An 18,557-nucleotide genomic window follows, 5' to 3' on the forward strand; every position below is an offset into this window, starting at 1 on the left:
AGGTCATTTGGGTATAAGACATCATGCAATAAAAATGGTTGCCAGTCCGAGGAACACGAACAGACCAATTACGTCGGTGACGGTGGTGAGAGCCATACCGCCAGCGAGTGCCGGGTCAATTTTCATCTTTTTAAGGATGATCGGAATGGTCACTCCGGCAATACCTGCGACCGTCAGGTTGGTCAACATCGCTGCGGAAATAATGCCGCCAAGTAACCAGTTACCTTTCCATAGCACGACAATACCGCCAATCAGCAAAGCCCATAGACAACCGTTGAGCAGACCGACAGCTGCTTCTTTGAGAAGTAGTTCTCGTTTGTTACTGTCACCGATGTGTCCCAAAGCCAGCCCGCGGATCACCAGAGCAATGGTTTGGTTGCCGGCAACCCCGCCCATCGAGGGAACAATGGTCATCAGTACTGCGATCGAAGCCATCTGTTCGAGCGTGGTCTCAAACATATTGGAGACTGACGCTGCTGCCAGCGCTGCAAGGACATTCGCCCCCAGCCAGACACTCCGCTTACGGGCCGATTTCATGACCGGTGCGAACGTATCTTCTTCATCGTCCATCCCCGCTAAACTCATCATTGAGTGCTCGGCATCTTCACGGATGACATCGACCACGTCATCAATGGTGATCCGGCCTAACAGGTGTTGTTCTGCATTAACGACTGGCGCGGAGACCCAGTTCCGACGTTCAAACAAGCTGGCAACATCAGAATCTTTGGCATCGACCTGAATCGCTTCATCAGCATCTTCCATAATGTCGCAGATACGGATATCCGGCTGACTGGTTAATAAGCTGGAAAGCGAGAGGTGACCGATGAGTTTACTCTCTTCATCAATCACATATAGAGCATCGGTTGCCTGTGGCAATTCACCTTTCATCCGTAAATAACGGAGTACAACATCCACATCCACATCGCCGCGGATCGTGACGAAGTCGGTGTTCATCAGTCCACCGGCTGTATCCTCCGGATATGACAGCGCCATTTCGACCCGTAAACGGTCGACATTATCCATCTGGGATAAAATTTCTCGGGAGAGACCATCAGGCAGACTTCGCAACACGTAAGCAAGGTCATCGGTATCCATGCCTTCAGTCGCTTCTGCCAGCCGTTCCGGTGCCATTTTTGACACCAGTGCGTCTTTAACGTCTTCACTGAGTTCATCGAGGATTTCACCGTAGTCTTCTGGGTCGGTCAGTTGCCAGAGGACATTACGACTTTTACGCGGTGAGGCTTCCAGAAGGTGAGCTATATCTTCTGGTTCCATGTCCTGAAGTTGGCGACGGACATGGACAAAACGACCATTTTCTAAAGCTTCTGTGACTTCCCGGAGGGTAAGGTGAGCCTGATCAAACTCAATATGCTCTGCCATAACTTCCCCCTGTGTTGTATTTATTATGTAAGTGACATAGTAACTTAATTCTATGCCTGATTTAATCAGAAGTTATTACAGGATGAAATTTATTTTGCGTTCAAATTGTTGGTTAGTCTTCTTCTTCGAATTTATCTTCGATCAAACAGCAAACCGCGTCTAATGCTGGCTCCGCTTCACTGCCTTCTGCTGAGATGGTGACATATTGCCCTTGAGCGGACTCAAGCATCAGTAGCCCCATAACACCATCAGCGGTGGCTTCTTTTCCTTCCTGACTGCGAATCGTCAGGATGGCATCAAATGATTGGGCTAGTTCCACAAGTTTAACGGCCGCTCTGGCATGAAGTCCTAGCTTGTTCTCAATTAAAACCGTTTTACTGAGCTGTGGCATCGCATGATCCTCTGTTTGCTGGTCTCGAGAAGCGCTGGTTTCAGGAGTGATGTTGTTCAAGAGACGTATGGCGAATTTGTACCTGATGCCCCAGTTGGGAGAAGTATTCGCCGATTTGTTGAGTTAGGTAGACAGAACGGTGTTTTCCACCGGTACAGCCAATGGCAATGGTCAGATAACTCCGATTATTTTTCTCTAAAGAAGGGAGCCAATAATCAATGAATGATTGAATATGCTGGCGCATATCAAGCACTTCAGCGTGTTGTTCCAAGAAAGATTTTATAGGTGCATCAAGTCCGGTAAATTCACGTAATTCCGGTTGCCAGTGGGGGTTGGGTAGAAACCGAACGTCGAAAACGAAATCAGCGTCACTGGGTAAGCCGTATTTAAAGCCAAAAGACTCAAAGACGATTATCAGATGTTTGCGCTCTCTTCCCTCGACCCGCATACGAATCGTTTCACTCAACTCGTGAATCGATTTATTGGTACTGTTGAACAGCATATCGGCCTGTTGTTTTAACGGTGCGAGGATGCGTTTTTCTTGAGCGATAGCTTGTGCCAGCGTTAAATTACTGTTGTGTAAGGACAGGGGATGTATCCGGCGGGTTTCGCTATAGCGTTTGAGTAGTGCATCTTCGGTGGCATCAAGGAACAGGACATTGACATTATGCGAGACGGACTGTTTCAGTGAGAGGAAGGTTTCGCTGAGCAGTGACGGGTCGCGGGGTAAGTTACGGATATCAATACTGACCGCCACATTCTGCTTACTGCCCTGAACGGATTGAAGAAAAGCATCCAATAAATCAATGGGGAGGTTATCGACACAATAGTATCCAAGATCTTCCAGCACCCTTAAGGCGACGCTCTTACCGGCACCGGATTGACCACTAACAACAATTAAGCGCATCGTGACATACTCAGAAAATCAGGACTGGTTGACCATAATATCATAAAGTTCTTGATCGTTTTCAGCTTTACGAAGCTGCTTTAATACTTGTTTGTCATTCAATCGTTCAGCCATTTGAGCGAGCGTTTTTAAATGAATTTGGCATTGTTCTTCCGGTACAAACAAGGCAAATAGAATATCAACAGGACGATTGTCGATAGCATCAAAACCAATCGGTTCCTCACATTGAATGAGAACCGCCACCGCATTTTCACTCAATGTCATTCTCGCATGTGGAATGGCAATGCCGTTACCGATACCGGTACTGCCAACTTTTTCTCGGGAGAGCATGTTTTCAAACAGTTCGGTAGCATTCTTACCCGTATAATTGGCTGCGATTTCACTGATGATTTCTAATGCTCGCTTTTTACTCGAACATTGGACTGCACTTTTCGTGCAGTCCAGAGACAGAACTTCATTGAGTTGCATGATTAATGACTACTTAATTTTTCTTTATGCTTATTCAGTTGACGGACTAACTTGTCAACTAGGCTATCGATTGCTGCATACATGTTTTCATCTTCTGCGGTCGCATGGATCTCGCCTTGGTTAACATGAAGCGTCGCTTCAGCGATTTGTTGAAGTTTTTCAACACGTAAGATGACCTGTATGCTGTTGATATGGTCATTAAATCGCTCAAGCTTATCAAATTTTGAGTGAACATAGTCTTGCATTGAATCGGTCAGATCAATGTGGTGGCCACTAATATTGATTTGCATAGACTTTCCTTCTCTGTTGGGCCCTTATAGCAGGCGTTTACGCTGACTCGATGGGGATATACCCAAAGACTCTCGGTACTTTGCAATGGTACGTCTAGCGACCTGAATCCCCTGATCAGCTAGTAGTGTTGCAATTTTACTGTCACTGAGTGGCTTGGCCGGATTTTCTGCGGCAACCAGTTTTTTGATCAGTGCACGAATTGCGGTTGATGAACATTCTCCACCATTGTCGGTACTGACGTGGCTAGAGAAAAAGTACTTCAACTCGAATATGCCCCGAGGGGTATGCATAAACTTTTGGGTTGTGACCCGTGAGATGGTTGATTCATGCATGTCAACGGCAAGGGCGACATCATTCAAAACCATCGGTTTCATTGCTTCTTCCCCATACTCGAAGAAATCGTGTTGATGTTCAACTATACACTTGGCAACTTTGAGCAACGTCTCGTTTCGACTCTCTAAACTTTTAATTAACCATTTTGCTTCTTGTAAATTTGTTCGGATATAATTACTGTCTGCGCCATTTCCCCGCCCCAGTGCTGCATACTGCTGGTTGATTTTTAGCCTTGGCATGCTGTCTGGGTTAATGGTGACAACCCACTTTCCCCGGTCCTTGAAGACCGAAACATCTGGAATGACATATTCTGCATGTTCCGCATGAATATCATTTCCTGGGCGTGGGTTGAGTTCTTGAATGAGTTGCAAAGCGGCTCGTAGTTCGTCTTCTTTTAGCTTTGCTTCTTTTTGGATCAGTTTGTAATCCCGGTTTCCCAATTGATCTATATGATCCGTCAGCAGGCGTCTGGCTTCGTTGAGCCATGGTGTGTCACTAGGATATGTTGCCAGTTGTAATAACAGGCAGTCCTGTAGATTCAGGGATGCGACACCTAAAGGATCAAATTGCTGAATGCGTTTTCTGACCGCCTCGACTTCATCCAGCTCGATGTCGTCTTCTTCTTCCTCGTTTTGAACACTCTCCAGAATATCTTCAAGAGAGAGTGTCAGGTAGCCGTAGTTGTCGATGGCATCAATGAGCGCCAGCGCAATGGCTCGATCCGTGTCACTGAAGGGGGTTAAATCTAATTGCCACAGGAGGTAATCTTGTAGTGTTTGCGTGGTTTCCCCCTGATAGACCGGTGTATCTTCATCGAGTGAAATACCGGTACTACCTGTATTGGCGCTGTATACATCATCCCAAGTTGTATCGATCTCAAGCTCATTGCTGATTTCTGATTTTTCAATCATTTCTGAACTGTCTTGTGGCTCCGGCTCGCTATCGACCACATCCGCAGTTGCTTCTTTTAACGCTTCTGCTTTTTCTTCTTGGGAATTGACTTCATCCTGTGCATCTTCAACATCAAGTAGTGGGTTGGAATCGAGTGCTTCCTGAATCTCTTGTTGGAGATCTAACGTCGAGAGTTGCAGCAATCGAATCGCTTGCTGCAACTGAGGTGTCATGGCTAACTGTTGACCTAACTTGAGTTGTAGTGACGGTTTCATTCAGTTTCGATTGCCTTATTCTGTGTTGCCGTATTCTGATGTTTGTCTGGCCAAAATCCCGTTCTTGCTTTAATCATAGACGGAATTGTTCACCGAGATAAACCTGTTTGACCTGCTCGTTATTGAGAACTTCTTGAGGTGTTCCTTCTGCGATTAGGTTTCCTTGGCTTACGATATAGGCTTTTTCACAAACATCCAAGGTTTCCCTGACATTATGATCAGTAATCAAAACACCGAGTCCCCGATCCCGGAGGTGCTCAATAATTTTTTTGATGTCAATGACTGAAATAGGATCAACTCCGGCAAATGGCTCATCTAACAAAATGAATTGTGGGTTGGCAGCCAGAGCCCGGGCGATCTCTACGCGGCGTCGTTCACCACCAGAGAGGGCCATACCAGCACTATAGCGAATGTGTCCGATATGGAATTCGTCCAGCAAGTCTTCGAGTTTGTCCTGACGCTCCTCGCGTGACATTTTCTCCCGTGTTTGCAACACCGCCATGATGTTGTCTTCAACGGAAAGTTTACGAAAAATAGAAGCCTCTTGTGGCAGGTAACCGATGCCCATGCGAGAGCGCTGGTGCATGGGTAGGACACTGATGTCTTGGTCATCAATTTGGATCGAACCTTCATCGCGGGCGACGAGGCCAACAATCATGTAAAACGATGTTGTCTTGCCTGCACCGTTTGGACCAAGTAGGCCGACAATTTGTCCTGACTCGACCTGTAGACTGACATCAGAGACGACTTTTCTCTTTTTATAGCTTTTGGCTAAATGCTCTGCTTTTAGTATGGCCATGGTTTATTCTTTATTCGTTGCCTGCGGTTGTAGGACTGTTGATACGCGCTCGTTTGAATTTCCGTCTGCAATCAGTTTTTGTGCAGAAATCTTATAACGGATTTTGGTACTCCGAATGACACTGTCATCTTGTGACAGCATTGCTTTATCTGTCATGGTCAATTGATCCGCAGCCATTTGATAATTGAGTTTCTTAGCTTCGCCATAGAGGGTTTTCCCTTCATCGGTCAACTGAGAAAACGTGGCCAGATCGCCGAACCCCTGAATTGCCTCAATCTGTCCGTCTTGAGGATTTCGAGTCACGATTAATTTGTCAGCATGAATATTGATGCTTCCTTGTTTGAGGGTTACATTGCCCACAAACGTCACCTGATTACTTTTTAAATCAAGTTGCTGACTATCCGAATCGATGTAGACCGGTTGTTCGGTATCTGTTGATAATGCCAAAGCGCCGCTTGAGATAAATAGACAAGCGAGCAAACTAAGGTGCGAGATTTTCATATCTACCCTGTACATGGTTATAAAGTAAGGCGCTATGATCGGCAAAATTGCCTTTCATCGCCTGACCTTGTGTTTCAAATAGTGGACCTTTCAGTAAGACGGGTGTGTCTGTCCAAAAATCACGGTTATCCAATTGCATACTGAGTTTTGCGGTTTCGAGTGATTCAAAACTGGAATTCTCAAGTAAGTTTTTACCAATCACGTTGTCGTAAAGCGTTAATATTTTATTCTTTGTCAGAATTCCCCGTTGGGCTGTCACTTTCCATTCTATGACTCGCCCATTACGGTAAACCTGTAAAATCGGATGCTCAAATATGGTGTTGCCGCTTTTGGCATAATAATCCAGATGAGTTGATGTGATGGTATAACTTCTCACACCGTCTGCACCATACGAAATGTTGGAAAGATGCTCACCACTAAACATCGGTAGCTCCGTATTCGGCGCTACTTGTACATTCGCTTTTCTTTCATTATCGATCAGGTAGTAAATTGACCAGCAGATAACGAAAAACAAGAGTATATAAATGGTACGAGCCAGACTCATATACTCAAACCTTTGTGCATTTCCAGCTCACCCCGGGATTGTAAGATTAAATCACAGAGTTCCCGCACGGCACCATGACCGCCCGGAATTGTCGTGACGTAGTTTGCTCTTTTGACCAGCAATGGATGGCCGTCGGCAACACACACTTTTAACGCAACTTGCTCCATGACTGGCCAATCAATCAAATCATCACCAATATATGCGGTATGTTCCGGTAAAACCTGTGTTTTTTGACAGATGTCAGCGTATGCGCTCACTTTATCATCCTGCCCCTGATAAATCAGTGAAATACCCAGAGCTTTCATCCGGTTTTCGACTATTTTTGAATGTCTGCCGGTCACAACCGCAACCTCAATACCTGCATTCATTAGCGACTTTATGCCATAACCATCCCGGGTATGAAAGGCTTTCAGCTCTTCCCCCTGATTACCTAAATAGATTCGGCCATCGGAAAAAACACCATCAACATCACAGATGAGCAATTGGATCCGGCTCGCGACTTCCCATATGGATGGCGTTACTGAGCCATAAAGTGTTTCAACCATCTCTGTCACTACATCACTCCTGCTTTCAGAAGGTCGTGCATATTGAGAGCGCCGACCAATTGGCCGTTTTCAACCAACATCAAACCGTTGATTCGTTTGTCTTGCATTAAATTTAGCCCTTCAACGGCAAGTATATGAGGTGATGCCGTGGTTGGGTTTGGGGTCATCACATCACAAATTTTTGCACTGTGAATATCAATACGTTTGTCCAGAATTCTTCTGAGATCGCCATCGGTAAAAATACCGAGTATTTTCTGTTGTTGATCGACCACGGCTGTCATGCCCAACCCTTTTTGACTGATTTCCATCAAGGCATCACGGATTAAAGCGTCAGGACTGACAAGGGGGAGTTGATCACCGGAATGCATAATGTCACCCAATTTGAGTAACAGTTTGCGACCCAAGGCGCCTCCCGGATGTGAGAGTGCAAAGTCTTCCTGAGTGAATCCGCGCGCCTGTAAGAGCGTAATCGCCAGAGCATCGCCCATCACCAGCGTTGCGGTAGCACTGGATGTCGGTGCCAGCCCTAACGGACAAGCTTCTTCTGAGACGGAGACTTGTAGATGGATGTCAGCAAGTTTCGCCATATTGGATTGTGGGTTACCGGTCATGCTAATGATGCGAATCGAGCGACGCTTTAATACTGGGTAAAGCGGTAGTATCTCTGATGATTCTCCCGAATAGGAGATCGCAATCACGATATCGCCTTCAGAGATCATTCCGAGATCCCCGTGAGCAGCTTCGCCCGGATGAACAAAGAATGATGGTGTTCCGGTACTTGCGAGGGTAGCCGCCATTTTTTTACCAATATGGCCGGATTTACCCATACCCATGACAATCACTTTGCCTTGCGTATTACTCAAAATCATGTCGCAGGCTTGGCTGAAATGCTCATCAATATATTGTTCTATTTGTTCTAAGCATTTGATTTCTATATTTAAAACCTGTTTTGCTGACTGGGTGTAGTTCAGTTGTGACATTCTCAACTCCGTTCTCTCTTATTACGCGCTCATGTTCATGAACAAATAAGTCTGATAGACAATAAATATAACGAACAGAATAAATCCTTCGATTCTGTTGATGCTTCGTGATTTTCCTAATGCCATCAAAACCAGAAGCAGAGAAAGCCCCAACATGACCCAAAAGTCTCTGTCCATGGCATGTTCGCTGATGATTGAAGGATTCAGGATCCCGGGGATACCCATCACCGCCAGAATGTTGAACACATTCGAACCGATAATATTCCCCACCGCCATATCATCTTCACCTTTCAGTACCCCAGCCAGTGAGGCTGCGAGTTCAGGCAGGCTGGTTCCAATTGCAATAATCGTCAAACCGATAACGAGATCACTCATGCCAAAGTATTTGGCAATGATGACAGCATTATTCACCAGAATATCAGCAGACAGCGGCAACAGAATCAGACCAACAATGACCCAGAACAGCGCTATTTTACTATTGATACCTTCTGGTACTTCTGACTCTTGTTCAGCCAGAAGGCGATCCTTCTGATTGTTTTCACTACGGCTGATTTTGAGCATTGCCAGAATAAATATGGCAAATACCACAAATAGCAAGACACCTTCATAGAAACCAAGGTGTCCATCCCAAAGAATCACACCAGATAGTAGTGTGACTCCAATCATAAATGGAAGTTCTCTGCGCAGCAGTTCTGAGTTAATCGATAGTGGTTTAATGAGGGCTGTTATACCCAGAATTAAGGCGATATTGGCAATATTCGAACCCAGAATGTTACCAACAGCGGTATCCGTTTTGTTGGCGAGCGCTGCTGTTGCAGATACCATCATCTCTGGCGCTGATGAGCCCATTGCAATGATCGTCATACCAATCACCAACGGTGAAATCCCAACATTACGTGCCAGCGCTGCAGAGCCAAAAACCAACCGATCTGCACTCCATACCAGTAAGATGAGTCCGACAATCAATAAAGCAACAGCTGTAAGCATGTGTATTCCTAGTGGGTAAAGATAAAAATATTTAACCGTCGATTTTGACGTTTTGGCTTGCAAAAGAAAAGTGAAACCTCTTCATTTATTGACCAAAAAATTGCAGATTTAGATTTATTTCTCTTTCTGAGTGAATTCACAATGTTGCTCAGCAAACCATATCATTAACAGAATGGCATTCTCTGTCTGTCTTTGTCAGACACCTGTAAGCACCCTGACAAAGGACGAGCATATTACCATCAAAATGGGAAATAGGGATGTCAAACTGGTGTGGGGTGCCTGTTTTTTCGATGGGATGAAAAGGGCAAGATTGGCTGCAATAAAGTAAGGCAATGATTCTTGCGCCAGTGATGGTATGATACAGCTCGTCTGACATGATGCTCAGCGTGAATGTTTTAAAGGTATCACGAGGTCAGTATCATCATGATGCAGTGCTTTAAATTTTTGAAATTATACTTATGATTGCATTTTTTGTTCACGATGTATGACGTCATGAACAATGAATATAGGAAAGGAACGATAGGCTGTGTATGTCCGAGTCTGATCTGGTAACGATTAACAATCTGACGTTTTCTCGTGGTGACAGAAAGATTTTTGATGATGTGTCACTTCATGTCCCTCAGGGGAAAGTCACCGCGATTATGGGGCCTTCTGGTATTGGGAAAACGACTTTGCTCCGTTTAATTGGCGGGCAACTGCTGCCTGAATCCGGAGAGATCTGGTTTGATGGCGTAAATATTCCAGCGTTGGGGCGCGGCAAGCTTTATCAGGCACGTAAGAAAATGAGTATGCTGTTTCAGTCTGGTGCTTTATTTACCGATCTGGATGTGTACGACAATGTGGCATTCCCGCTACGTGAGCATACGGAGCTGAATGAAGCATTCATTCGTACGCTGGTGTTACTCAAGTTGGAAGCCGTTGGTTTACGAGGCGCTGCACATCTGATGCCGAGTGAGTTATCCGGTGGAATGGCACGTCGTGCAGCACTCGCTCGGTCAATCGCACTCGATCCAGAGTTGATTATGTTTGATGAGCCATTTGTCGGACAGGACCCCATGACCATGGGCGTATTGGTGGAATTGATTCGTCACCTGAATCAGGCTTTGGGGATCACATCGATTGTTGTCTCTCACGATGTTCCGGAAGTGATGAGTATTGCGGATTGGGTATATATTCTCGCCGACGGGAAAATCATTGCCAAAGGTTCGCCTGAATCATTGAGACAAAACAATGATCCCCGGGTCAGGCAGTTTTTACAGGGTGAAGCTGACGGGCCGGTTCCTTTCCGCTACCCTGCGCCATCACTTGAGAAGGACCTATTTCATGTGGGCTAGTTTTATTCAGTTTGCCGTTCACACTGGGCGGAGAACATTTGACATCTGTGAAGCATTTGGTCGTGCGACATTTATGTTGCTTGGCGCGTTACTGAGCCGACCTCACCCAGTGAAGAATTTTCCGCTGCTCGTCAAGCAAATCTATAGTGTCGGTGTACTATCCATGGCCATTATCATTGTGTCGGGATTGTTTATCGGCATGGTTGTGAGTTTGCAGGGGTATGTCATTCTGGTTGATTATGGGGCTGAAGGTAGTTTGGGGACATTAGTCTCTCTCTCGTTATTACGCGAATTAGGGCCGGTTGTGACTGCCTTGTTATTTGCTGGACGAGCAGGCTCAGCCCTGACGGCTGAAATTGGGTTAATGAAAGCCACCGAGCAGTTGTCGAGCCTTGAAATGATGGCTGTTGATCCATTGAAGCGCGTTATCGCACCTCGGTTTTGGGCTGGTGTCATTTCAATGCCAGTCTTGGCAATGATCTTTATGGCAGTCGGTATCTGGGGAGGACAATTGGTTGGTGTCGACTGGAAAGGGATTGACGATGGGAGCTTCTGGTCAACCATTCAGGCCAATGTTGAGTTAGGGCATGATATTGGTAACAGTATGGTGAAATGCTTTGCGTTTGCTTTTACCGTCGTATGGATTGCTCTGTTTAATGGATATGATGCGATGCCGACCTCTGAAGGTATCAGCCGAGCGACAACAAAAACAGTGGTCTATTCGTCTCTCGCTGTTTTAGGTCTTGATTTTGTTTTAACTGCACTGATGTTTGGGAACTAAACATGCAACAAACACGAAAAATAGAATTTTGGGTGGGCACTTTCGTTATTACCGGAATTTGCGCAATTTTGGTGATGATTTTTCAAGTCGCTGATGTAAAAGGTCTGGGAGCGGATGATACTTATCAACTGACCGCAGAGTTTGACAATATTGGCAGTCTGAAAGTCCGTTCTCCTGTCAAGGTCGGTGGTGTGGTTATCGGGCGGGTGTCTGATATCAGCTTGGATCCACAATCATTGAAGCCGATGGTCAAATTATCAATCAGCAGTCAGTATAAAGAATTTCCCGCGACGTCTAGTCTGCAGATTTTGACATCCGGGTTGATTGGGGAACAGTATATTAGTTTAGTACCCGGATTTGTCTGGGGAGATGAAACCGAGTTGCTGAGTAATGGCGATAAGGTTGAAGATACGAAGTCTGCATTAGTGCTGGAAAACTTGATCGGGCAGTTCCTCTATCGGAGTGGTAATTCTGGCGATGATAAGAAAAAGCAGACAGATACGAAGGAGTAAGGGATGTTAATGCGTTATATGATGTTACTGGTGGTTTTGTTCTGTTCGATGACGAGTCAGGCGAAAACCATTGATATGCACAATCCTTATCAGATGATGAAGCAAGTGTCAGAAAAGACGTTTCAGCGTTTGAAATCTGAACAAGGTAAGATTCATCAGGATCCGAACTATCTGAAAGTGATCGTCAAAGATGAACTGATGCCTTATGTCAATTACCAGTATGCGGCACTGAAATTGTTAGGTCCTTATCTGAAAGGGGCCAAGAGAGATGATGTACTGGCATTTATCGATGCGTTTCAAGGATATCTCATTAGTAGTTATGCGCAGGTTTTAACGCAGTACAGTGATCAGGAAATTCAATTCGGGCCCGCGCCGAAGATTGATGCAACAGACCGGATCTCGACCGTGATGGTTAATATTATTGATACACCGAATCCTGATATTAAACTTGAGTTTAAACTGAGAAAATCGAAGGCGGGTGAATGGCAGGCTTTCGATATGATAGCTGAAGGTATCAGTATGCTATCCAGTAAACGCTCTGAATGGAGCGGCAAAATTAATAATGACGGTATATTAGCGGTGGCGAAAGAGTTAAAAGCACTCTCTCAGCAACCGATAACAATTGAGAAAAAGTCATGACACATCCGCAGTGGCATCCGCTTGAGCAGGACAATATTGAGTTAAGTGGGGCACTGGATCGGGAAACGGTCCCTGAACTGTGGCAGTTTCTGCAGCAGTGGCAGCCAACCCATGAGCAAATCATGCTTTCACTTGAAAATGTGGTACGAGTCGATTCCGCAGGCATGGTATTGCTCATCCATTTAATAGAACATGCAAAAAAACGAAACTGTCATATAATGCTCAGTTTCGTGCCAGAGCAACTCCAAATGTTATTTCAGTTAAGTAACGTTGAGTCGCTCGTAACAAACCATATTTCGGAATAAGTAATTAGGGGTAGATAGTGGATAGTGCACAAGTACAAGAGATTTTAGATGAGGCACTTCATCTTCACGAAATCCATGTTAAAGGGGAAGGCAGCCATTTTGAAGTGATCGCAGTTGATGAATGCTTCGATGGGATGAGCCGAGTGAAGAAACAGCAGCTCATCTATGCCCCCTTAATGGCATATATTCAGCGTAATGAAATTCATGCGGTTTCCATTAAAGCCTACACCCCGGCTGAATGGGAACGCGATAAAAAACTGATGTCTTTGTAAGGTTGATTCATGGAAAAATTTCGAGTAACCGGATCAGATCGACCTTTACAGGGAGAAGTCGTTATTTCCGGGGCTAAAAATGCAGCGCTTCCGATTCTGTTTGCATCAATTCTGGCTCAGGAACCGGTTGAAGTCGCTAATATTCCCCATTTGCGTGATATTGATACAACCATGGCTTTATTGCAGCAGTTAGGCGCAACAGTAGACAGGAATGGTTCAGTGCACGTTGATCCCAGCCGTATCGATCAATACTGTGCACCTTATGATTTAGTCAAAACGATGCGTGCCTCTATTTGGGCGTTAGGCCCACTGGTTGCCCGTTTTGGTCAAGGACAAGTTTCTCTGCCAGGCGGTTGTGCGATTGGCGCGCGTCCTGTGGATCTACATATTCAGGGGCTGGAGCAACTGGGCGCTAAAATCGTGTTGGAAGATGGCTATGTGAAAGCCACTGTGGATGGTCGTTTGCAGGGCGCGCATATTGTCATGGATAAAGTGAGTGTCGGGGCGACAATCACCGTGATGTGCGCGGCAACACTAGCTGAAGGCGTGACTGTTTTAGATAATGCCGCACGTGAGCCGGAAATTGTTGATACAGCAATGTTTTTGAACACATTGGGGGCAAAAATTTCTGGTGCAGGAACGGATACAATCACCATCGAAGGGGTTGAACGGTTAGGCGGTGGTAAACATACCGTTGTGGCTGACCGGATTGAAACCGGTACATTTTTGGTCGCAGCAGCCGTTTCTGGTGGCAAAATCGTTTGTCGCAATACACATGCGCATCTGCTTGAATCAGTCTTAGCGAAATTGGAAGAAGCCGGTGCATTGATTGAAATCGGTGAAGACTGGATCTCGCTGGATATGACCGGAAGAACACTAAAAGCGGTATCGGTTCGGACGGCACCGCATCCAGGCTTTCCGACTGATATGCAAGCGCAGTTTACGTTGCTCAATATCATGGCAAAAGGCGGTGGTGTGATTACAGAAACGATTTTTGAGAATCGATTTATGCATGTGCCTGAGTTAATGCGAATGGGAGCGAGAGCTGAGATCGAAGGCAATACCGTTATCTGTGGTGATGTTGATGAATTGAGCGGAGCTCAGGTCATGGCAACCGACTTACGTGCATCAGCCAGTCTGGTGATTGCCGGATGTATTGCCAAAGGTGAAACCATTGTTGATCGAATTTATCACATCGATCGTGGATATGAACGTATTGAAGATAAATTATCCGCACTGGGCGCTCGCATTGAAAGGTTCAGTGACGCCGGTTAATCAATATGTTGGACTGTGAGTCGAAACCGTCGGGTTTCGGCTTTTTTATTGTGTGGGGCTGCCCGTATGGAGGGGCGCTCTTGTAGGAGAACAGAATGATTGCACTATTACGTGTATTAGCTGTCGTGATATTTGCGCTATTCATGTTTGTCTTCGGATGCGGTTACTGTTTATTGAGTCCCCGTAATCCGAAGCATGTTTATACATTTGGGCGGTTGTTTGCTCGAATGTCCCGGATTTTCGGAGTTAAGCTTGAGTTGCGTTTGCCAGAGAATGCTCTTCAGCAGACGCAAAGTATCTATATCGCTAACCATCAGAGTAACTGGGATATGTTTACCGTTTCTGCGGCGGTGACACCGAGAGTCGTTACGGTTGGGAAGAAAAGTCTGGTATGGCTTCCTTTCTTCGGACAGCTCTATTGGCTGACGGGCAACATCCTGATTGATCGTGCCAATAAAGCCAAAGCGAAAGGTACGATTGATCAGGTGGTCGATAGTGTCAAAAACAATCGTGTCTCTGTATGGATGTTTCCGGAAGGGACTCGTTCTCGTGGACGCGGGTTATTGCCTTTTAAAGTCGGTGCGTTTCATGCGGCAATTGCCGCTGGCGTGCCGGTTGTACCGATTGTGTGTAGTTCAACCAATCATCTGAAGTTAAATCGCTGGAATAACGGCCACGTGATTGTTGAGATGATGGCTCCGATTCCGACGGAAGGCATGCAAAAAGAAGATGTGCGTCGCTTGGCTAAGGAATCTCATCGAGTGATGAAAGAGAAGCTTGAATCGTTGGATCAAGAGGTTGCGGTTTTAAATCAGGGCCGAGGATCAGTGACGAACTGATACGCATGACGCGTTTATCTTAGTGATGAAAAAGGTTGATATTGCTATCAACCTTTTTCGATGTCGATGTCGATGTATCAGTCATTCAACCAAACCCGATACACTTCAAATTGGCTTAACGGACAGCGATAGCTTCAATTTCAATTCCAACATCTTTGGGTAAACGTGCGACTTCGACGCAAGAACGAGCCGGATAGTTGGCAACGTCATGTTCATCGAAAAACTTGCCATAGACTTCATTGACGGTTGCAAAGTCACCCAGATCTTTGACAAAAACAGTCATCTTCACAATATTGGCGACCGTTAAACCTGCCGACTCAATGATCGCTTTGACGTTTTCCAGAGACTGGCGAGCTTGTGCTGCAATCTCGACCGGTACTTCGCCTGTCACCGGGTTTACCGGGATTTGTCCGGATGTCATGATGAGATTACCCAAATCAACACCTTGAACGTAGGGGCCGATAGCTGCTGGCGCTGATTCCGTATGAATTACTTTTGTCATTGTTTTCTATCCATTACATGTTGCTTCAGAAAGGTCAGTTTGCCTTGATTCAGAGTCGAGGTAAAGCCTCAATCGCTGCGTTGTATTAAGTTCGCTCTGTGACAATTTCTCTTGAGAAAACCTTTTCGCAATACTTACATTTCAACCGGATATCATGCTTTTTCTCCACAATGCTAAAACTACTTTCTACAGGTTCATCATGGGAGATACAGTTGGTGTTCGGGCAAGCAAAAACATTATTGATGCGTTGTGGCAGTTTCAATGCGAGTTTTTTGACAACTTTGTAGTTTTCAATTTGGTTGACGGTAGCATGAGGTGCATATAACGCCAGTTTGTTGGCTTGAGATTCGTTAATGAACACATTCTCGATCTTCAACAAGTCTTTAATACCTAATGCTGATGAAGGCAGGTTCAGACCGATAGTCACCTTTTGCGAGGATTGATGCATGTCGAAAAGCTTCAATACCTTGATGCCGATTTGTGCAGGGATATGGTCGATAACAGTTCCATTTTTAATGGCTTCTACCTGTAATTGTGAATCTTTTGGCATGATCAGTTACTCCCTTACAGTGTTTCATTCAGCACAAGCGCCAGCAGAGCTTCGCGTGCGTATACGCCATTTTCTGCCTGTTGGAAGAAATAAGCGTGTGGTGTTTGATCGACATCCGTGGTGATTTCATCGACGCGAGGCAGTGGATGAAGCACTTTCATATTCTCTTTTGCATCCTGAAGTTGAGTTGCATTAAGAATATAAGCCGAGCGAATATGCGCATACTCCGATTCATCAAAGCGCTCCTTCTGCACCCGGGTCATGTAGAGAATGTCCACTTGAGGAATCACGCTCTCGATATCGGTATGCAGGCTATATTCATGACCAGCTTCTTCCAGTTCTTCTAAGATATAGTCGGGCATTGCCAGTGCATCCGGTGCGATGAAGAAGAAACGGTTGTTGTTAAATTTGGCGAGTGCCTGAGTCAAAGAATGCACGGTACGTCCATATTTAAGGTCACCGACAAATGCAATGTTCAGCCCATCGAGACGACCTTGTGTTTCGGTAATGGTAAAGAGATCGAGCAAGGTCTGAGTCGGATGTTGATTGGCACCATCACCAGCATTGATGACCGGGACACCGTTAGAGAACTCGGAGGCCAGACGTGCAGCACCTTCCTGTGGATGACGCATCACAAAGGCATCAACATAGGAAGAGATAATCTGTACTGAATCTGCCAACGTTTCGCCTTTTTTCGCCAACGATGTATTACCACCGTTATCGAATCCAATCACGTTACCACCAATACGTTGGATCGCGGTTTCAAAAGAGAGCCGTGTCCGTGTTGATGGTTCAAAAAAGCAACTGGCAATGACCTTATTGCGGATCAATTCCGGTTGAGGCGTTGCTTTTAGCTGACCTGCTGTATTGACAATCAACTCTAACTCATCACGTGTGAGTTCAGAGATTGAGATGATGTGCTTTCTGTATAGCGAATTCGTCATGATCATCTTCCCTAGTATTTTCTGACAGGCATAAAAAAGCCCCCCGATCAGGGAGGCTTTCAAAAAGAGTAACAAAGGAGAACCATAAGATGAGGCAAGTATCTTTGCTTACCCCAATGCAGCGTTGACAAGCGTGTGTTGCGGCATGATCCCGAACGCCCATGATGTTCCCTCTGAGACAAATTGCTCGGCATTATACGCTTAACTTGATTGAGTGCAAGCGATTACATCGTGTCTGCAAAGAATTAATTTCAGCCTCTGCGATGCAAGCCGTTAAGCGCCGAGCGTAGCGACCATCACCGCTTTGATGGTGTGCATTCTGTTCTCTGCTTCATCAAATACAATTGAATAACCCGACTCAAAGACTTCTTCGGTTACTTCCAGCCCTTGCATGCCATATTTCTCAGCAATTTCCTTACCGACGACTGTTTCATCATTGTGAAATGCCGGGAGACAATGCATAAATTTAACGTGAGGATTCCCCGTCAGTTGAATGGTTTGCATATTGATTTGGTAAGGGGTCATCAATGCGACACGCTCGTCCCAAGCCTCGGGCGCTTCGCCCATCGATACCCAAACATCGGTATAGAGAAAATCACACCCTTTCACACCTGCGGCAACATCTTCGGTTAACGTGATCTTTGCACCAGTGGTCTTGGCGATTTCCTGGCAAGCTTTGACAAGCGACTCTTCCGGCCAGAATGATTTAGGGGCGACAAGACGAATATCCATCCCCATTTTAGCGGCACCCACCATCAGCGAATTCCCCATGTTATTACGGGCATCCCCCAAATAGGCAAAGGAGATTTCATAGAGATGTTTGCCACGGCTATGTTCTTGCATGGTGAGGAAGTCAGCCAGAATTTGAGTGGGGTGGAATTCATCAGTCAATCCGTTCCAGACGGGAACCCCCGCGTAAGCGCCTAGTTCTTCTACGATGGACTGACCATAACCGCGATATTGAATCCCATCATACATCCGGCCAAGGACCCGGGCGGTATCTTTCATCGACTCTTTATGACCAATCTGAGAACCAGATGGGCCAATATAAGAGATCTGTGCCCCTTGATCATATGCAGCAACTTCAAACGAGCAACGGGTTCTGGTGGATGATTTTTCAAAAATCAGCGCAATATTTTTGCCCAGCAGTTTTTTCTGCTCGGTACCGGTATATTTTGCTTTTTTCAAATCTGCTGCCAGATCCAGCAAAAATTGGATCTCGGTTGGTGTAAAGTCGAGAAGTTTGAGAAAGTTGCGGTTGCGTAAATTAAAAGCCATGCTTCAGTCCTGCAAAAGGTCACCACGAATACGG

The 18,557-nt window shown here is 45.6% G+C and carries 24 protein-coding genes; 8 read left to right on the top strand and 16 right to left on the bottom strand.

All coding sequences use genetic code 11. From position 1 onward, the window contains the following. Window positions 1-21 precede the first annotated feature (21 nt). The 12 genes from mgtE to BSQ33_RS10900 form a co-directional block, all read right to left on the bottom strand. Complete coding sequence (gene mgtE, locus BSQ33_RS10845) at window positions 22-1,380, bottom strand: magnesium transporter (protein ID WP_021019047.1); 1,359 nt, start codon at window positions 1,378-1,380, stop codon at window positions 22-24. A gap of 112 nt (window positions 1,381-1,492) precedes the next feature. Continuing rightward, the gene (locus tag BSQ33_RS10850; protein WP_021019048.1) at window positions 1,493-1,771 is read right to left on the bottom strand and encodes an HPr family phosphocarrier protein; all 279 of its coding nucleotides are present in this window, start codon (window positions 1,769-1,771) and stop codon (window positions 1,493-1,495) included. Window positions 1,772-1,811: 40 nt separating this feature from the next. Beyond that, a complete protein-coding gene (rapZ, locus tag BSQ33_RS10855) occupies window positions 1,812-2,678 on the bottom strand; it encodes an RNase adapter RapZ (RefSeq protein WP_021019049.1) in 867 nt (288 codons plus the stop codon). 18 nt (window positions 2,679-2,696) lie between these two features. Further along, on the bottom strand, window positions 2,697-3,146 hold the full coding sequence (gene ptsN, locus BSQ33_RS10860; RefSeq protein WP_021019050.1) for a PTS IIA-like nitrogen regulatory protein PtsN: 450 nt from the start codon (window positions 3,144-3,146) through the stop codon (window positions 2,697-2,699). Between the two features lie 2 nt (window positions 3,147-3,148). Continuing rightward, complete coding sequence (gene hpf, locus BSQ33_RS10865; RefSeq protein WP_021019051.1) at window positions 3,149-3,436, bottom strand: ribosome hibernation promoting factor; 288 nt, start codon at window positions 3,434-3,436, stop codon at window positions 3,149-3,151. A 24-nt stretch (window positions 3,437-3,460) separates the two neighbouring features. Continuing rightward, window positions 3,461-4,936, bottom strand: a complete 1,476-nt coding sequence (locus BSQ33_RS10870) for an RNA polymerase factor sigma-54 (RefSeq protein WP_021019052.1) — start codon at window positions 4,934-4,936, stop codon at window positions 3,461-3,463. 73 nt (window positions 4,937-5,009) lie between these two features. Continuing rightward, on the bottom strand, window positions 5,010-5,735 hold the full coding sequence (gene lptB, locus BSQ33_RS10875; RefSeq protein WP_021019053.1) for an LPS export ABC transporter ATP-binding protein: 726 nt from the start codon (window positions 5,733-5,735) through the stop codon (window positions 5,010-5,012). A 3-nt stretch (window positions 5,736-5,738) separates the two neighbouring features. Beyond that, window positions 5,739-6,236, bottom strand: coding sequence for a lipopolysaccharide transport periplasmic protein LptA (gene lptA, locus BSQ33_RS10880; protein ID WP_021019054.1), 498 nt, complete (start codon window positions 6,234-6,236; stop codon window positions 5,739-5,741). Further along, window positions 6,217-6,780 carry an LPS export ABC transporter periplasmic protein LptC gene (gene lptC, locus BSQ33_RS10885; protein ID WP_021019055.1) on the bottom strand — a complete coding sequence of 188 codons (564 nt, stop codon included), beginning with the start codon at window positions 6,778-6,780 and terminating at the stop codon, window positions 6,217-6,219. Before lptC ends, lptA begins: the two co-directional genes overlap by 20 nt. Next, the gene (kdsC, locus tag BSQ33_RS10890) at window positions 6,777-7,325 is read right to left on the bottom strand and encodes a 3-deoxy-manno-octulosonate-8-phosphatase KdsC (protein ID WP_420070632.1); all 549 of its coding nucleotides are present in this window, start codon (window positions 7,323-7,325) and stop codon (window positions 6,777-6,779) included. Before kdsC ends, lptC begins: the two co-directional genes overlap by 4 nt. Before the next feature lie 8 nt (window positions 7,326-7,333). Next, window positions 7,334-8,305 carry an arabinose-5-phosphate isomerase KdsD gene (gene kdsD, locus BSQ33_RS10895; protein WP_021019057.1) on the bottom strand — a complete coding sequence of 324 codons (972 nt, stop codon included), beginning with the start codon at window positions 8,303-8,305 and terminating at the stop codon, window positions 7,334-7,336. Between the two features lie 21 nt (window positions 8,306-8,326). Next, on the bottom strand, window positions 8,327-9,292 hold the full coding sequence (locus BSQ33_RS10900) for a calcium/sodium antiporter (protein ID WP_021019058.1): 966 nt from the start codon (window positions 9,290-9,292) through the stop codon (window positions 8,327-8,329). A gap of 530 nt (window positions 9,293-9,822) precedes the next feature. Here BSQ33_RS10900 and mlaF point away from each other — a divergent pair. The 8 genes from mlaF to BSQ33_RS10940 all read left to right on the top strand — a co-directional run bounded on the left by mlaF (window position 9,823) and on the right by BSQ33_RS10940 (window position 15,249). Further along, window positions 9,823-10,626: a phospholipid ABC transporter ATP-binding protein MlaF gene (mlaF, locus tag BSQ33_RS10905; protein WP_021019059.1), complete on the top strand. Its 804-nt coding sequence runs from the start codon at window positions 9,823-9,825 to the stop codon at window positions 10,624-10,626. Beyond that, window positions 10,616-11,407, top strand: a complete 792-nt coding sequence (gene mlaE, locus BSQ33_RS10910; protein ID WP_021019060.1) for a lipid asymmetry maintenance ABC transporter permease subunit MlaE — start codon at window positions 10,616-10,618, stop codon at window positions 11,405-11,407. The genes mlaF and mlaE overlap by 11 nt, the downstream gene beginning before the upstream one ends. A gap of 2 nt (window positions 11,408-11,409) precedes the next feature. Further along, window positions 11,410-11,919: an outer membrane lipid asymmetry maintenance protein MlaD gene (gene mlaD / locus BSQ33_RS10915; RefSeq protein ID WP_021019061.1), complete on the top strand. Its 510-nt coding sequence runs from the start codon at window positions 11,410-11,412 to the stop codon at window positions 11,917-11,919. Window positions 11,920-11,922: 3 nt separating this feature from the next. After that, window positions 11,923-12,558, top strand: coding sequence for a phospholipid-binding protein MlaC (gene mlaC / locus BSQ33_RS10920; protein WP_021019062.1), 636 nt, complete (start codon window positions 11,923-11,925; stop codon window positions 12,556-12,558). Next, on the top strand, window positions 12,555-12,863 hold the full coding sequence (locus BSQ33_RS10925; protein WP_021019063.1) for an STAS domain-containing protein: 309 nt from the start codon (window positions 12,555-12,557) through the stop codon (window positions 12,861-12,863). The genes mlaC and BSQ33_RS10925 overlap by 4 nt, the downstream gene beginning before the upstream one ends. Before the next feature lie 17 nt (window positions 12,864-12,880). Then, window positions 12,881-13,135 carry a BolA family iron metabolism protein IbaG gene (gene ibaG, locus BSQ33_RS10930; protein ID WP_021019064.1) on the top strand — a complete coding sequence of 85 codons (255 nt, stop codon included), beginning with the start codon at window positions 12,881-12,883 and terminating at the stop codon, window positions 13,133-13,135. Window positions 13,136-13,144: 9 nt separating this feature from the next. Next, window positions 13,145-14,410, top strand: a complete 1,266-nt coding sequence (gene murA, locus BSQ33_RS10935) for a UDP-N-acetylglucosamine 1-carboxyvinyltransferase (protein WP_021019065.1) — start codon at window positions 13,145-13,147, stop codon at window positions 14,408-14,410. Between the two features lie 95 nt (window positions 14,411-14,505). Then, window positions 14,506-15,249, top strand: a complete 744-nt coding sequence (locus BSQ33_RS10940; protein ID WP_021019066.1) for a 1-acylglycerol-3-phosphate O-acyltransferase — start codon at window positions 14,506-14,508, stop codon at window positions 15,247-15,249. Window positions 15,250-15,364: 115 nt separating this feature from the next. On the opposite strand, the gene BSQ33_RS10945 is transcribed toward BSQ33_RS10940, so the two are convergent. From BSQ33_RS10945 to BSQ33_RS10960, 4 genes are all read right to left on the bottom strand, one after another. Next, the gene (locus BSQ33_RS10945; RefSeq protein WP_021019067.1) at window positions 15,365-15,751 is read right to left on the bottom strand and encodes a RidA family protein; all 387 of its coding nucleotides are present in this window, start codon (window positions 15,749-15,751) and stop codon (window positions 15,365-15,367) included. An 85-nt stretch (window positions 15,752-15,836) separates the two neighbouring features. Continuing rightward, window positions 15,837-16,301: an aspartate carbamoyltransferase regulatory subunit gene (pyrI, locus tag BSQ33_RS10950; RefSeq protein WP_021019068.1), complete on the bottom strand. Its 465-nt coding sequence runs from the start codon at window positions 16,299-16,301 to the stop codon at window positions 15,837-15,839. Window positions 16,302-16,315: 14 nt separating this feature from the next. Further along, window positions 16,316-17,245 (bottom strand): aspartate carbamoyltransferase, encoded by a 930-nt coding sequence (gene pyrB / locus BSQ33_RS10955; RefSeq protein ID WP_021019069.1) that lies wholly within the window; start codon window positions 17,243-17,245, stop codon window positions 16,316-16,318. Window positions 17,246-17,518: 273 nt separating this feature from the next. Next, entirely contained in the window at window positions 17,519-18,523 is a 1,005-nt protein-coding gene (locus BSQ33_RS10960; RefSeq protein WP_021019070.1) for an ornithine carbamoyltransferase, read from the bottom strand. Between the last annotated feature and the right edge of the window lie 34 nt (window positions 18,524-18,557).

Origin of the sequence: Vibrio gazogenes (assembly GCF_002196515.1) — a bacterium.
GTDB classification, from domain to species: Bacteria; Pseudomonadota; Gammaproteobacteria; order Enterobacterales; family Vibrionaceae; genus Vibrio; species Vibrio gazogenes_A.

Excerpts from the sequence above, each read along its gene's own strand:
- kdsC (WP_420070632.1), bottom strand. The coding sequence starts at position 7,325 with ATGGTTGAAACACTTTATGGCTCAGTAACGCCATCCATATGGGAAGTC.
- murA (WP_021019065.1), top strand. The coding sequence starts at position 13,145 with ATGGAAAAATTTCGAGTAACCGGATCAGATCGACCTTTACAGGGAGAA.
- lptA (WP_021019054.1), bottom strand. The coding sequence starts at position 6,236 with ATGAAAATCTCGCACCTTAGTTTGCTCGCTTGTCTATTTATCTCAAGC.
- BSQ33_RS10960 (WP_021019070.1), bottom strand. The coding sequence starts at position 18,523 with ATGGCTTTTAATTTACGCAACCGCAACTTTCTCAAACTTCTCGACTTT.
- BSQ33_RS10940 (WP_021019066.1), top strand. The coding sequence starts at position 14,506 with ATGATTGCACTATTACGTGTATTAGCTGTCGTGATATTTGCGCTATTC.
- rapZ (WP_021019049.1), bottom strand. The coding sequence starts at position 2,678 with ATGCGCTTAATTGTTGTTAGTGGTCAATCCGGTGCCGGTAAGAGCGTC.
- mlaE (WP_021019060.1), top strand. The coding sequence starts at position 10,616 with ATGTGGGCTAGTTTTATTCAGTTTGCCGTTCACACTGGGCGGAGAACA.
- lptB (WP_021019053.1), bottom strand. The coding sequence starts at position 5,735 with ATGGCCATACTAAAAGCAGAGCATTTAGCCAAAAGCTATAAAAAGAGA.
- kdsD (WP_021019057.1), bottom strand. The coding sequence starts at position 8,305 with ATGTCACAACTGAACTACACCCAGTCAGCAAAACAGGTTTTAAATATA.
- hpf (WP_021019051.1), bottom strand. The coding sequence starts at position 3,436 with ATGCAAATCAATATTAGTGGCCACCACATTGATCTGACCGATTCAATG.
- pyrI (WP_021019068.1), bottom strand. The coding sequence starts at position 16,301 with ATGCCAAAAGATTCACAATTACAGGTAGAAGCCATTAAAAATGGAACT.
- BSQ33_RS10925 (WP_021019063.1), top strand. The coding sequence starts at position 12,555 with ATGACACATCCGCAGTGGCATCCGCTTGAGCAGGACAATATTGAGTTA.
- ptsN (WP_021019050.1), bottom strand. The coding sequence starts at position 3,146 with ATGCAACTCAATGAAGTTCTGTCTCTGGACTGCACGAAAAGTGCAGTC.
- mlaD (WP_021019061.1), top strand. The coding sequence starts at position 11,410 with ATGCAACAAACACGAAAAATAGAATTTTGGGTGGGCACTTTCGTTATT.
- BSQ33_RS10870 (WP_021019052.1), bottom strand. The coding sequence starts at position 4,936 with ATGAAACCGTCACTACAACTCAAGTTAGGTCAACAGTTAGCCATGACA.
- BSQ33_RS10900 (WP_021019058.1), bottom strand. The coding sequence starts at position 9,292 with ATGCTTACAGCTGTTGCTTTATTGATTGTCGGACTCATCTTACTGGTA.
- pyrB (WP_021019069.1), bottom strand. The coding sequence starts at position 17,245 with ATGACGAATTCGCTATACAGAAAGCACATCATCTCAATCTCTGAACTC.
- mlaC (WP_021019062.1), top strand. The coding sequence starts at position 11,923 with ATGTTAATGCGTTATATGATGTTACTGGTGGTTTTGTTCTGTTCGATG.
- BSQ33_RS10945 (WP_021019067.1), bottom strand. The coding sequence starts at position 15,751 with ATGACAAAAGTAATTCATACGGAATCAGCGCCAGCAGCTATCGGCCCC.
- BSQ33_RS10850 (WP_021019048.1), bottom strand. The coding sequence starts at position 1,771 with ATGCCACAGCTCAGTAAAACGGTTTTAATTGAGAACAAGCTAGGACTT.
- mlaF (WP_021019059.1), top strand. The coding sequence starts at position 9,823 with ATGTCCGAGTCTGATCTGGTAACGATTAACAATCTGACGTTTTCTCGT.
- mgtE (WP_021019047.1), bottom strand. The coding sequence starts at position 1,380 with ATGGCAGAGCATATTGAGTTTGATCAGGCTCACCTTACCCTCCGGGAA.
- lptC (WP_021019055.1), bottom strand. The coding sequence starts at position 6,780 with ATGAGTCTGGCTCGTACCATTTATATACTCTTGTTTTTCGTTATCTGC.